Source organism: Peribacillus sp. AS_2 (assembly GCF_026891895.1).
GTDB lineage: Bacteria > Bacillota > Bacilli > Bacillales > DSM-1321 > Peribacillus > Peribacillus frigoritolerans.
Window position 1 is genome coordinate 1 of the sequence record NZ_JAPTGA010000002.1, and the last position, 12,787, is coordinate 12,787.

General features: G+C 40.7%; 13 protein-coding genes. 4 read left to right on the plus strand and 9 right to left on the minus strand.

The genetic code is table 11. The features are described 5' to 3' along the window. Positions 1 to 49 precede the first annotated feature (49 nt). Together OTG27_RS02825 and OTG27_RS02830 are read right to left on the minus strand one after the other, a co-directional pair. Complete coding sequence (locus OTG27_RS02825) at positions 50 to 322, minus strand: hypothetical protein (protein ID WP_057277433.1); 273 nt, start codon at positions 320 to 322, stop codon at positions 50 to 52. A 62-nt stretch (positions 323 to 384) separates the two neighbouring features. Next, positions 385 to 1,464: a nitric oxide synthase oxygenase gene (locus OTG27_RS02830; RefSeq protein ID WP_098185279.1), complete on the minus strand. Its 1,080-nt coding sequence runs from the start codon at positions 1,462 to 1,464 to the stop codon at positions 385 to 387. Positions 1,465 to 1,727: 263 nt separating this feature from the next. On the opposite strand from OTG27_RS02830, the gene catR reads away from it, so the two are divergent. Next, positions 1,728 to 2,051, plus strand: coding sequence for a catDE operon transcriptional regulator CatR (catR, locus tag OTG27_RS02835; RefSeq protein WP_057277432.1), 324 nt, complete (start codon positions 1,728 to 1,730; stop codon positions 2,049 to 2,051). A 139-nt stretch (positions 2,052 to 2,190) separates the two neighbouring features. Next, positions 2,191 to 3,108: an NAD(P)/FAD-dependent oxidoreductase gene (locus tag OTG27_RS02840; protein ID WP_057277911.1), complete on the plus strand. Its 918-nt coding sequence runs from the start codon at positions 2,191 to 2,193 to the stop codon at positions 3,106 to 3,108. Between the two features lie 301 nt (positions 3,109 to 3,409). On the opposite strand, the gene OTG27_RS02845 is transcribed toward OTG27_RS02840, so the two are convergent. Further along, positions 3,410 to 3,556: a lmo0937 family membrane protein gene (locus OTG27_RS02845; RefSeq protein WP_106027466.1), complete on the minus strand. Its 147-nt coding sequence runs from the start codon at positions 3,554 to 3,556 to the stop codon at positions 3,410 to 3,412. A gap of 262 nt (positions 3,557 to 3,818) precedes the next feature. On the opposite strand from OTG27_RS02845, the gene OTG27_RS02850 reads away from it, so the two are divergent. Both OTG27_RS02850 and OTG27_RS02855 read left to right on the plus strand, forming a co-directional pair. Beyond that, positions 3,819 to 4,139, plus strand: a complete 321-nt coding sequence (locus tag OTG27_RS02850) for a YckD family protein (RefSeq protein ID WP_268936153.1) — start codon at positions 3,819 to 3,821, stop codon at positions 4,137 to 4,139. A 168-nt stretch (positions 4,140 to 4,307) separates the two neighbouring features. Further along, entirely contained in the window at positions 4,308 to 6,281 is a 1,974-nt protein-coding gene (locus OTG27_RS02855; protein ID WP_268936154.1) for a S9 family peptidase, read from the plus strand. Positions 6,282 to 6,323: 42 nt separating this feature from the next. On the opposite strand, the gene OTG27_RS02860 is transcribed toward OTG27_RS02855, so the two are convergent. From OTG27_RS02860 to OTG27_RS02885, 6 genes are all read right to left on the minus strand, one after another. Continuing rightward, positions 6,324 to 6,755 carry a CBS domain-containing protein gene (locus OTG27_RS02860; protein WP_096339657.1) on the minus strand — a complete coding sequence of 144 codons (432 nt, stop codon included), beginning with the start codon at positions 6,753 to 6,755 and terminating at the stop codon, positions 6,324 to 6,326. Positions 6,756 to 6,835: 80 nt separating this feature from the next. Continuing rightward, positions 6,836 to 7,672, minus strand: a complete 837-nt coding sequence (locus OTG27_RS02865) for an MBL fold metallo-hydrolase (RefSeq protein WP_268936155.1) — start codon at positions 7,670 to 7,672, stop codon at positions 6,836 to 6,838. A 753-nt stretch (positions 7,673 to 8,425) separates the two neighbouring features. Further along, positions 8,426 to 9,406, minus strand: a complete 981-nt coding sequence (locus OTG27_RS02870) for an ABC transporter permease (RefSeq protein ID WP_268936156.1) — start codon at positions 9,404 to 9,406, stop codon at positions 8,426 to 8,428. Then, positions 9,399 to 10,310: an ABC transporter ATP-binding protein gene (locus OTG27_RS02875; RefSeq protein WP_268936157.1), complete on the minus strand. Its 912-nt coding sequence runs from the start codon at positions 10,308 to 10,310 to the stop codon at positions 9,399 to 9,401. The genes OTG27_RS02870 and OTG27_RS02875 overlap by 8 nt, the downstream gene beginning before the upstream one ends. After that, entirely contained in the window at positions 10,307 to 11,101 is a 795-nt protein-coding gene (locus OTG27_RS02880) for an SGNH/GDSL hydrolase family protein (RefSeq protein ID WP_268936158.1), read from the minus strand. The genes OTG27_RS02875 and OTG27_RS02880 overlap by 4 nt, the downstream gene beginning before the upstream one ends. Positions 11,102 to 11,581: 480 nt before the next feature. After that, complete coding sequence (locus OTG27_RS02885) at positions 11,582 to 12,778, minus strand: MFS transporter (RefSeq protein ID WP_268936159.1); 1,197 nt, start codon at positions 12,776 to 12,778, stop codon at positions 11,582 to 11,584. Between the last annotated feature and the right edge of the window lie 9 nt (positions 12,779 to 12,787).

Sequence of the window (12,787 nt, forward strand, 5' to 3'; positions counted from 1 at the left end):
GTTTGTCTGCAGTCTGACGCTTGGGTACTCCCAAGCGATTCTGATTACTTTATCCATGCTTAGCATTATTATAATAGTGAACACCGTACATGGCGCCTTCGTCCACCATTTTATTGTCATCATGATCGTATGGATCAGGGTGACCCGCCTTTTCAATTACAGGATCCAGCTCTGAAGCCGTCCTATTCCAAAAGCCTACCGTTTTTGCTTTTGCATTGGACCACATGTCCTTCACTTTTCCTCTGTTCGTTTTATTCGATAAAAATGAGACTCCGGCAACTCCGACTCCTAGTAATACCGCGTTTCTTCCTAATGCCATCATTACCTTCCCCCTTATTTATTTGGCTTACTGTATATATACCCGCCGCCAGTTCATGTAAACCTTTATTTATATGGAGGAATTTGATAAAAGAAATTAGGTTTCATAATTTCATTGTTATATGGCTGATGGAAAACATGGGTCGTGGCTGGTGACACCGGTGGAATTAACCAGGTCCAATCCCCCGTTACTTTCCGGTCATATGAGGCTTCTTTTTCTTCGAATTTCTTGAATTGCTTAGCTGCTGTATGGTGATCAACAATGCTGACTCCGTGTTTTTTATATGAATGAAGGACTGCTTCATTCAGTTCGATAAGGGCTCGATCTTTCCATAAACTCGAATCACGTTTAATATCCAGGCCCATCCTCTCCCCGATTGCCGGCAGCATATTGTAGCGTTCTTCATCAGCAAGATTCCTAGCACCGATTTCCGTTCCCATGTACCACCCATTAAATGGTGCAGCTGAGTAAGTAATACCGCCAATTTCCAGCCTCATACCAGATATGATTGGAACTGCATACCATTTTAGTTGAAGATCTTCGAACCATGTCAGTTCAGGATGGGTGATTTTAACCTCTTTAACGAGGCTTTCAGGTATATCATGAAAACTAGCGGTTTTTCCGTTCACTTGGACTACAAGGGGTAAAATATCGAAAGGTCCGAATTTTCCTTCCCACCCTAATGCCATACATCGCTTGGTGAATTCGATTGAACTTGAATCGCCGATTACACCATGTTCCGTCTCATATCCTGCATAACGAATAAGTTGATGATTCCAAATATCCACTTTTCGATCATGATCTTTCTGTTTGAAAATGGTAATCACAGGTCTGATATTCCCATTATTCGTAGCATATTCGATATGCTCGAAGAGGGCCGATACCATTTGTTCTTCGCTTTGAATCATTCTTTTATCAATCACCCTTAGTGATTCCCAAAAAAAGCGCCCAATGCAACGATTGCTATTCCGCCAAGCTAATTTAGCACCATATACCAATTCTTCATATGTATGTTCATATCTGCCTGTTTCATTTATTTCCTTTTTAATTTGTTCGATCCTGCCATTTATGTCCTCTTCCGTTTTCAATAATTCCGGATAACTTGTCCTGATAAAGGATACGGCCTCTTGCAGTAACTCACTCATCTTTCCCACGGATCCTTCCATTTGCAAAACTTTGACTTCAATATTAAAATAACATATTTTACATGGTATCTCTAAACAACACATTTTTAAAAGCACGCTTTTTTTAAAAATGTGGCAAATCCGAGGCGGAATCCTTTCCATGATACTTAAAGTAAGCTCGTGAATTTCTTATACTATAACATCTCTAGTAACTAAATAATTTTCGGTAAAGTTGTTACATATGAGGTAAATGCATTATAATATATTAATAATGAGGTGATATGATGAATAATACGACACTTTGTCCACGATTTGAAAAAGGAATGCAAATCTTGAGTAAACGCTGGACTGGATTGATTGTCAATCAATTACTTAATGGCCCTCAAAGGTTTTGTAATATTGAATCTGCATTCCCGATAAGCGGCAGGATTCTTTCTGAACGTTTAAAGGACTTGGAAATTGAAGGTATTGTTAAAAGGGACGTATATCCAGAGACACCGGTCAGGATTGAATATTCTTTAACTGATAAAGGCAAGGCCCTTGCACCGGTTATGAACGAAATTCAAAATTGGGCACAAGAATGGCTCGACCCAATACAGAATCAATGATATAGGCTAAAGATAAGGGAGGAAGATCTGCCAGATGCGGACTTCCTCCTTTTTTTTGTTTAAGCTCCAGCGACTAGTGGTATATTTTTTACAGATAGAATAACACTAGGTTTATTCCAAATTTATGGGCGGTGAATTCATGAAACAAGCAGATTGCATTATTATTGGTGGAGGTATAGCCGGGATTCAGGCAGCCATCCAGCTAGGAAGATATAAACATGATATTATCGTCATTGATTCTGCTCAAGGCCGCTCCTCCATTGCCAAGGCATACCATAACATTCTTGGGTGGCCAGACGGGGTAAGCGGGAAACAATTAAGGACGCTTGGCAGGCAGCACGCTGAAAAATTCGGTGTCGAATTCATGGATGATACAGTGACATCTCTAGAAAAAAAGCAGGACAAGTTTTTTATCCAAACTAAAAATGACAGGGAATATCAAGCAAAAATGATTTTTCTTGGTACTGGCATTACCGATAACATTCCTCCAATCAAAAACATCTATTCAACTCTTGGGACATCCACATATATATGCCCTGACTGTGATGGGTATGAGATCATGGATAAGCAAACCGTTGTTCTTGGTGGCGGAAATACGGGTGCAGGCATGGCGCTTACTCTATTATATTGGTCAAAAGATATCATTTACGTAAACCATTTGAAATCTAAAATTGATGATGAGTATAGAGATAAGTTAACGGCAAATCACATTCCCGTAATTGAAGAGGAAGTTTGTGAGGTTCATGTCGATGCCAATCAGGAGTTAACGGGCATAGAATTAGTATCTGGTAAAATTATCAGGGCTGAAAAGGCATTTACGGCGTTTAAAGGGAACAAGCTTAATAATGGCCTAGCCTTACAATTAGGTGTGCAGGTCAATGAAAACAATCATGTCGTGGTTCATCCCCGGACTAAAGAAACGAATATTAAAGGAGTCTGGGCAGGCGGCGACCTCGTAGCCCATTCCGAACAAGTCACCATTTCCATGGGAGATGGCACCCAGTCAGCGATATGGATTCATAAGAGGCTGTTAGGCCATCCACTTCCTTATGATTGACAGTTTCCTGAATTAAAAGGCGCCCTGTTCAACAGGCCGCCTCAGTTTGTACATAGAAAGGGATTCTATCTGAATTTTAAACAAAGTTGATTGGAACGGAAGGTACGAGACTCCTGCGGGAAAAACGTGTCCAAGGGAGACCCCGCAGGCGCAAGGGCGCCGAGGAGACTCCCGGACCGCCCGCGGAAAGCGAGTGCCTGGAGTGGAGATCAAATTGTCTACAATTTTATGCGACCTATTCACCAGGCCGCCTTTACATTGGTATTTAAAAGCTTTTCCAGGTCAGTCATTCAATACACCTCTACATTCGATTCCTTCCCTTAAAAACCTTAACCAAAATGAGAATGACCGCGATGATAAGCAAGATATGTATAAAGCCTGCAGCCACTTTGAAGACTAAACCAAGAACCCATAATAATATTATTACACCAATAATCGTCCAAATCATGATAATCCCCCTTTCTTCCCTTTTAAAGGACTTTTTATTAATAAGAATTCCACTTACATTTAAAATACCCATATCTTTCTCTAACAAACCTCCCCCTTATTTTTTACATAAAACTGTAAATGCTGTAAATGATAATAGAAGAAATAAGGAATCTTCCATATTAATTATCATTCACCATCAGGAAGAGACTTTCAGATTTTTAAAGGTTCTACAGTTCTTCATTTAGGCAGAAAAAAAATTAAAAAGAAGGAGTCGTTCATTCATGAAAAAGTTTTTCGTCATCTGTTTAACAGCTTGTTCCCTATTCTTAGTCAACCTTAATCATCCGGCTGCACAGGAAAATAAAGCAAAGACTGAAAGTGTACAATTCACTGATGCTCAAAAATCGGAAATCGCTAAGATCCAAAAACAAATACTCGCTGACAAAAAGAAATTGATTGAAAAATATGTTGAGTATGGCGCGCTTTCGAAAGAAGAAGCCGATAAAATGGTTTCACATTTTGAAAAACATTATAAAATGATGGAAGAACATAATTTCCAAATACCGCCGCACCGTCCGCATACAGGACATATGCATAAGTAATTGTAAGTTTTTGCCGATATATCCAGATAATCCGACCTGATAAAAAGGCCGGATTATTTTCATTTCTTTCGTCCTTGATAAATAAACATGACGCGTTTACCATTTACTAAAGGATTTTATTTCTCTTTAGCGAAATACATAACTATGAGAAATGAAAGGGTGAAAAGGATGAACAAAATAGGTATAACAGCAAGAGACTTATTTCACTTGAAATCAGTAACCGATCCAAAGCTATCACCGGATGGCAGCATGGCGGTTTATGTCCAAACCAGAATAGATGAAAAAACGGAAAAATATATTTCCAATCTGTTTATGTTCAGCCTGATTACGAATGAAACAAAGCAATGGACGTTTGGGGATAATCGTGATACATCACCAGCCTGGTCCCCCGACGGCAAGCATATCGCCTTTATATCAGATAGATCAGGAAAAAAACAAGTCCACATTATCGGGAGCATTGGCGGGGAAGCTCGCCAGCTCACCCATTTCGTCAACGGCGCATCAAAGCCAATTTGGTCCCCTTGTTCCACCAAGTTACTGCTTTCTACCGGGTTAAAGGAAGGCGAAAACCTTAATACGGTAAATGAAAATGATCTATCCAAAGAAGTTAATAGGTATGACCGGATCAAGTACAAATGGGATGGGAGAGGCTATTTTGATCAGTTATATCAACAGCTTGTAATAGCGGACATTTTTAAGGGAGAATTCACATTGCTGACGGAAAACAATATTGATCATCTTCCGAATGCGTGGTCTCCAGACGGACAACGTATTGCATTCATAAGCGGAGATGCAGAAAGAAGTGATGATGATCTTTTTTCAGATATTTTCATCATGGATCTTGATACGAAATTTTTAGAAAAAATTACGGATAGTACAGGTTTCTTTAGAGATCCTAAATGGTCTCCAAATGGCGAATATCTTTCTTTCATAGGCCATAATAAAGAATTTGCCGGTGCGACCTTTTCAAATATCTGGTTATATTCCATCATGGACCAAACGACTAAGTGTTTGACCGACGGATGGGACGTGCAAATTGGAGATTCCGCAATAGGGGATTTCCAAATCGGAGCCGTCGACCCAGGTATTTTGTGGACAAACGATAGCCAAGGTTTTTACTTTTTAATAAGTGATTATGGTAATACCGGAGTATATTATGGTTCCATTGAAGGAGCCATGTATCCATCAATCCTTGACCCGCAGCATATATACGGCCTGACTATAGATCCCGAAAGCCACCGTGCTGTCGTGGCCATCAGTACACCTGTTCATCCTGGCGATCTCTTTGCTTATAACCTTACCAATGGTGATAAGGAACAAATCAGTTTTGTTAATGAGGAGTTTTTGAAGGATAAACATTTGTCCATGGCTGAACCCATTACTTTTCCATCAGTCGATGGGCTTACCATTCACGGCTGGATCATGAGACCGAACGGTTTTAATGGTAGTCAAAAATATCCGCTCATTTTAGAAATCCATGGCGGACCGCATATGATGTATGCTAATACCTATGTTCATGAATTCCAGACCTTGGCTAATGAAGGGTATACTGTATTGTTCACTAACCCGCGAGGGAGTGTAGGATATGGCCAGGACTTTGTAAACGCCTGCCGCGGCGACTATGGAGGCATGGATTATAAGGACTTAATGGCTGGAGTCGATCACGTTCTAGCTACGTATGATTTTATAGACGATGAAGAGTTAGGGGTATCCGGAGGAAGCTATGGAGGATTCATGGTAAATTGGATCATCGGACATACCAACCGCTTCAAGGCGGCTGTGTCTCAGCGTTGTATCAGTAACTGGCTAAGTTTTTATGGGGTCAGCGACATTGGCTATTATTTTACAGAGTGGGAAGTTGGCGGCGATATCATTAACTCTGCTGAAAAACTATGGCAGCACTCTCCATTAAAATATGTTTCCAATGTGGATACGCCTTTACTTTTACTTCACGGAGAAAAGGACTTCCGCTGTCCCATTGAACAGAGCGAGCAATTTTTTGTCGCTTTAAAACGGCAAAATAAAGAAGCCATACTTGTTTCATTCCCAAATGAAACTCATGAGGTATCGCGAAGCGGATCTCCAAAAATGCGCCTGCAACATGTTGAGGAAATCAAGGGCTGGTTCAATAAGTATCTTTAAAAACCAAAACTCTGTTAGCAATAGCTAACAGAGTTTTGGTTTTTAGTGCTGAATTTGATCTCTGTCTTCGGAAATTGAACTTAAAGCATCTCCAGCCATTGAATTTGTCTGTTGGTGTACAGCAAGATCACCTAATGCCACGACACCGACCAGCTTTTCATTCTCAATGATAGGGAGCCTTCTGATTTGTTCGGTAGCCATTAACTCCTCAGCTTCCTCCACTGACATATCAGGCGTACCTGTTACAAGATTGGTGGAGATAACATCGGTAATTCTAGTCGAATTTGGCTTTTTCTCGGCAACACAGCGAATGACGATATCCCTGTCTGTAATGACACCGATTAAATGGTTATTCTCCAATACAGGAATGACACCAACATCACCATTCTTCATTTTGACTGCTGCTTCATATATATTATCCTCCGCAGTGCAACAGTCAACGTCTGTTGTCATGATATCTCTTAAATTAGTCACGGAAATCCCTCCATTTTTCATAAGTTGCTTGTTTATTTTTGACTTTTGTAGAGAAATTATTCATTAAACACGGTCACCCTTCATTCCACATATTTCCCATGATCCGGTTTAGCTAATGAATCGAATTCCTTTGCAAGCTTCGCTAAACCCATTTCCAGTTCTTTCCCTTCAACAGGATACCCGTGCCCCGTTATGGCAACAGCAGGCTTCAGACTTTCCAATAGACGTACCGATTCTTTGGCAGCCTCCCAATCGGTTGTTAAATACCGCGGCGGTCCTGCTATTTCTTTCTCCTGAGTGATAACCTTGTATAGTGAATCTTGCCTGACATTCACAAAAGCATCTCCAGCAATCAAACTCCGGTCACTTTCACGGAAAAGTGAAATATGTCCTTTCGAATGGCCTGGGGTATGAACCCATTTCCAATCACGAAGCCCGGGAACACTATGATCATCAGGCAATGGCTGAACTTTTTCATCAAGGTTGATTCCCTCATTCGGAAATATCGATGAGATTTTGGCGACCATCCCCCCTTCAACAGTTGGATCTGGTTCGGCATAATTTTCCTGTCCCGTTAAATAAGGCATTTCTTTAATATGGGCATAAACAGGAGCCTCCCAAAACTCCATTAACTCAATAAGTGCACCAACGTGATCGAAATGTCCATGTGTCAAAATAATTGCAGCAGGTGGCTTTTGCGGTCCGTATATTTCTTCAGCAGTATTCTTTATTGCCTCTGCTGAACGTGGCATCCCTGCATCTATCAATACCCATTTATCATCCTTGGGTGACCCTACAAAAATTACATTAACGATTTGGACGGACAGACAATATATATCCTCATTTATAATCTGTATATCTCCACTGGAAACTGAAGTCATTGGCATGAATTTTTCATTCAAATGATTATCATCCATTTATAATCCTCCTATTTTGAACATACTTTTTTATAAAGGATACCCTGTACGAGAAAATAAAAAACAACCTATAATTTTTATAGGCTGTTCAGACTGCAGGCAAATTCGAAAGCGAGCCTACAATTTTTTTAAAAAAAGGTGGAGTTGATTTCAGAAATCCGCTCCCTTTCCGCCGACTTTCTGCCAAGCCTCCTCGACGCAAGCGTCTGTGGTGTCTCGGCTAGACAGTTATTCCGGCTGAGTGTCGCAAATTTCTTCCATCCATTGAGGGTTACAGGTGAAAAACTTAAAGGATAAACTAGACTTAAATATAAGTTGGGATGAGACCAGCCTTCAGTTTTTTCCAGAAAACATTCTAGCTGATTTCAGAAATCCGCTCCCTTTCCGCCGACTGTCTGCCAAGCCTCCTCACCGCAAGCGGCTGTGGGGTCTCGGCTAGCCAGTTTTTCGGCAGGAGTGTCGCAATTTTCTTCCATCCAATGAGGGTTACAGGTGAAAAACTTAAAGGATAAACTAGTCCTAAACATAATTCGGTGTGAGATCAGCTACAGTTTTTTCTAGAAAACATTCCAGCTGATTTCGGATTCCGCTCCCTTTCCGCCGACTGTTTGCCAATCGTCTCGCCGTAAGCATCTTTGGACTGACTGGACAGTTAAACCAATTCTTTTAAAAAAAAAATGGTTCAGGGCGCAGCACTTCCGAATTAATTATATCAATAAACAGAAACAACTTATAATTTAAATAGGCTGTTTCTCAGTATACATCCCTCCGGGTAAATACTGTAAAAGATACAATTAAAGCAAGCGCCCACCAAACGAGCAGAGTAATGACGGAGGATAATAAAGTCATCCCTTCTATTGGCGGAGCCGTTCCGCTAATATAAGCGGTCAATTTCAAATTCACCATAAAGAAATATTTCGCTGATTCCCATGATGAAACCATATTGTTCAATATAGCCCCGGAAATCAATGCAGCCAGCATGATACCCATGCCTGCAGGTGTGCTTCTCACCAGTACCGAAAGCATGAAAGAAAGGGTCCCTACAACTACCGCCACCAGCCAGACAAGTCCCAAATCCATCAATAGGAATTTCCATTGTTCCACTAGCCTTACTTGACTGACATCCACGTCAGCACCCTTCAATTCAAATCCGGTTATTACAGGGGCTCCCCAACCTTGATATCCGAAAACGATACCCGATAATAGGTAAGACAATAAGGCTGTCACCGCCACGATAATCGACACCGATAATAATAATGTTACATATTTGCTCAATAAGATTTTCCAGCGCTCCACTGGCCGTGTCAGCAAAAGCTTGATTGTCCCTTGACTATTTTCGGAAGAAACCATATCACTAGCCACAATCATGATTAACAGCGGAATGAACAAATCGATTGCATTTTCCAAAAACATGCGTGTAAAAGTGGCTGCGCCTGGTTCTGAGGGATTGATATCATGATCGAGATAATATTGCTGCTGCTTCAGACTAACTTGCAGCTGTTCACGCCATTCATCGAGCATCCTATTGGAGCCCAATCGATTTTGAATATCAATGATTTGCTGCTGAAGAGCTGCACGCCAATCATCAGTTCCCAACTTCTCCCGCTGCTCTTCCACTTGTTTGTACTGGGCATATGTAAACATCAGGACTAAAATTCCAACGATGAGACCGATTATGATTAACCGTTTCTTTGCCAGCAACTTCATCATTTCATTTTGGACCAAATTATTCAATGCCCGCACCTCCCCCCGTAACTTGCAAAAACAATTCTTCCAATCCCGGGAGCTTTCGATTCATTTCATGCACCCTTACGCCTGCTTGGTTAAGAGCAGCATTCCATTCAGGTGTCTTGAGTTCATCATAGGCTGTAATGATATATTTTTGATCTAAGGTGATTTCGGTGAAGCTGCTAAGTATTTCCGCGCCCTTTTGAATAGGTTCCACCCGCCAAAATATCCGCTCCTGCGTGGATAATAAGTTCTCCACTGTATCCGTTTTAATAATTTCCCCACCTTTAATGATTGCGACTCGGTCACAAAGTTGCTGGATTTCACCTAACAAGTGTGAGGAAACCAGAACGCTCATACCATCTTCTTCAGCCAACTTTCTGATGAATTCCCGCATCTCACGGATTCCGGCAGGATCTAGCCCGTTAGTCGGTTCATCCAAAATCAATAGTTTAGGGCTATTCAGCATGGCCTGCGCGATTCCTAAACGCTGTCTCATTCCTAATGAATAAGTCTTCACTTTATCGTGAATTCTCGCTTGCAAACCGACGAGTTCAACAACCTCGTCCATTCTTGTTTCATCAACATCAGGTAACATTCTTGCAAAGTGGAGCAAATTATCCCACCCGCTCAAAAATGGATATAACTCTGGATTTTCAACGATGCAGCCCATTTGCTTCATAGCCTTTGTAAAGTCCTGACGAACATCATACCCGCATATATGGATGGAACCCGAGGTCGGCTTAATCAAACCGACCAACATGCGGATCGTCGTCGTCTTGCCTGCTCCATTCGGTCCTAAAAAGCCGAAAACTTCCCCTTCATTCAGCTCAAAATCAATTCCTTTAATAATTTCCCTTTTGCCAATCCTTTTTTTCAAGTCCCTGACAGACAATGTCACCTGTTTCATCGTTCCACATCCTCCCATTTTATTAAAGGAGCAACTCTATCAGCAATTAAACGATATCCCTTCTTATTAGGGTGAAATTTATCTGAATACAAATACTCATTTACCGACAATTGAAATAAATCAAAAGTTGGAACGAAAATGGCATTTTCATAAAGAGCCACGACTTCCGCCGTTTCATTATTCCAGTCCCGTACAATGCGGTTCGTATCAAAGTCTTCATCCAAATCTATAAACGGATTATACAGCCCAAGCAACAAAATGGTAGCTGTATCATTGACTTTATTGATATCTTTAAAAATTTCATGTAAATTTCCCAAGAAATTCTTTTGGGATACCGTAATAGCTTCACGATCATATTCAAGCAGGGTCCTGCCTTTTTGAAATAAATCGTTACCCCCGATTGTAACTAAAATAACATCAGCAGCCTGGATTTGGCGCTTCACTTCCGGTTGTCTAACTTGCTGTACCAATTCTTTAGACACTTGTCCATTAATTCCCAGGTTATGAATGATTGGTGTTCTATTGTACTCACTCTTTAAATCTTCAATAACAAGTCCAACGTAACCTTTCCCTGTTTCATCACCTGTACCGCGGGTCAATGAATCGCCTATCGCAACTACCGTAAAATCATCGGGAAAATCATTTTTTTTAATGGCGGTTTCTTCAATCACTTCCTTATCGGAAGTTCCCTTTCCATAATGGTCCAAAATCGCCCATCCAAGACAAAATAAAAAAAACAGGCCGATAAAAGCTGATGCGATGGTAATGGCCAACACTTTTGGTTTGCTCAAAAACACTCACCCTTCCATTCATTCTCTATCTTCCATTAAATCATATTATTTCCAAAAATAAAAAACTGATTGTTTTGGTTAAATTTTCCAATTCATAAAAGCATATCTTTTATAAACTTACCGCGGAATGGGATTACAAAAGGGGTACTCTCTAAATTTTAAACAAAGTTGATTGGAACGTGCGTTCGAGACTTCTGAGGAAAAAGCGTGTCCAAGGTAGACCTGGCAGGCTAAAGAGCAGCGGAAAGCGAGTGCCTTTCATTCCAATCAACGTGTAAATTATACAAACCCTTATAAAATTGGAGACAAATACATTTTCACCGAGTATGTCTACTGAGGAATTTTAATGAACCCCTACGCCCTTTCAAAGTATGTTCATTCTGCTTGATCATTTAGCCTACGTTCTCTCAAATTTGTAAATAGAATAGAGAAAGACCTCTTCACCATGATAGGCAAAGAGGTCCCTCGCTTTATTTTCCTTCATTTTTCTATTATACCTATGGGTCTCCCCATAACTTTTAATTTTTTTTCATACCACATGAGCCATATTGTAAGCAGCATTCCGATCAGCGTGAGTAAACCATAAAATAAATAGACCGCATATATTCCTGATTTATCCAAAATTATTCCGCCGCTAAAGGTACTGAACCAGTTGCCCAATCCATTGCCTATGGCGGAATAAAGCGTTATTGCCGTCACTGTTATACGTACAGGGACAACTTCCCTGATATATTGTAAAGCTGCAGGAATGAATAAGCCAAGTGAAAACCCTTGAATGACCGAAGACACATATACGGTAGCCAAGCTTGGTTCTGTGAAGTATAAAACCCAGCGGACCAATGAGGCCGTTCCAGCCAATAAGGTAATTGGCAGCAGGCCTATCTTATGAATCCATGTACCTGCGATTCTCATAAAGGGGATTTCCGATAATACAGCTAAAAGGAACGCAATGCCAATTCCTGTATATGTCCCTCCCCTTGCCTCTACAAACAAACCGTAGTATACGTTATTTGCAAGATTAGGACCAAAAAGCAAGAACGTTATAGCAAGAAAGATAAGAAATCGTTTCATCGTGATCAATTCTTTCATTCCACCGAAAAGCTTCACCTTTTCCCCAGGCGGCTCTTCGGGCAAACGAAGAGCCAGACTAGCCGCGATCAAAAGGCCGAAGAAAAAAGCATAAAATATCACGGAAGGACCCAAGAAGGATTCAGATAATTTTCCCATTACAAAAACGGCCACACCGTAACCAAGTGATCCGAATAAACGGATTTTCCCATAATTCGATTTGATTTTCGTTGTATATTGAAGGGTGATGCTATCTGAAACTGGTATTATCGCACTTTGAAAAATAGCCAATGCGACAGCAACGGACACTATAAGTAAATAGTGATCGAACAGCAAGTAACCTAAACCGAATATACCAGCAAGCAACGATGTCATTGCCAGTATTTTTGCCGGTCTCCCGCTCCAATCACATACAATCCCCCAAAGTGGTTGAAAAACGATCATCACTATCGGTCCAACGGACATGATCGTACCTATTTCAATACCTGACAAACCTGCCTCATTGGCTAAATAAACGCTTAATAGCGGTGTTAAACTTCCTACTGCAAAAAATGAAAAAAGGTAAAACACCTTCAAGCTAATGATATTGACTTGCTTTTGTTTTTCCAAATCCAGTTC

What these genes read in the sequence shown, in the direction of transcription:
- OTG27_RS02825 (WP_057277433.1), bottom strand. Translation starts at nt 322, where the DNA reads ATGATGGCATTAGGAAGAAACGCGGTATTACTAGGAGTCGGAGTTGCC.
- OTG27_RS02830 (WP_098185279.1), bottom strand. Translation starts at nt 1,464, where the DNA reads ATGAGTGAGTTACTGCAAGAGGCCGTATCCTTTATCAGGACAAGTTAT.
- OTG27_RS02865 (WP_268936155.1), bottom strand. Translation starts at nt 7,672, where the DNA reads ATGGATGATAATCATTTGAATGAAAAATTCATGCCAATGACTTCAGTT.
- catR (WP_057277432.1), top strand. Translation starts at nt 1,728, where the DNA reads ATGAATAATACGACACTTTGTCCACGATTTGAAAAAGGAATGCAAATC.
- OTG27_RS02840 (WP_057277911.1), top strand. Translation starts at nt 2,191, where the DNA reads ATGAAACAAGCAGATTGCATTATTATTGGTGGAGGTATAGCCGGGATT.
- OTG27_RS02845 (WP_106027466.1), bottom strand. Translation starts at nt 3,556, where the DNA reads ATGATTTGGACGATTATTGGTGTAATAATATTATTATGGGTTCTTGGT.
- OTG27_RS02875 (WP_268936157.1), bottom strand. Translation starts at nt 10,310, where the DNA reads ATGAAACAGGTGACATTGTCTGTCAGGGACTTGAAAAAAAGGATTGGC.
- OTG27_RS02850 (WP_268936153.1), top strand. Translation starts at nt 3,819, where the DNA reads ATGAAAAAGTTTTTCGTCATCTGTTTAACAGCTTGTTCCCTATTCTTA.
- OTG27_RS02855 (WP_268936154.1), top strand. Translation starts at nt 4,308, where the DNA reads ATGAACAAAATAGGTATAACAGCAAGAGACTTATTTCACTTGAAATCA.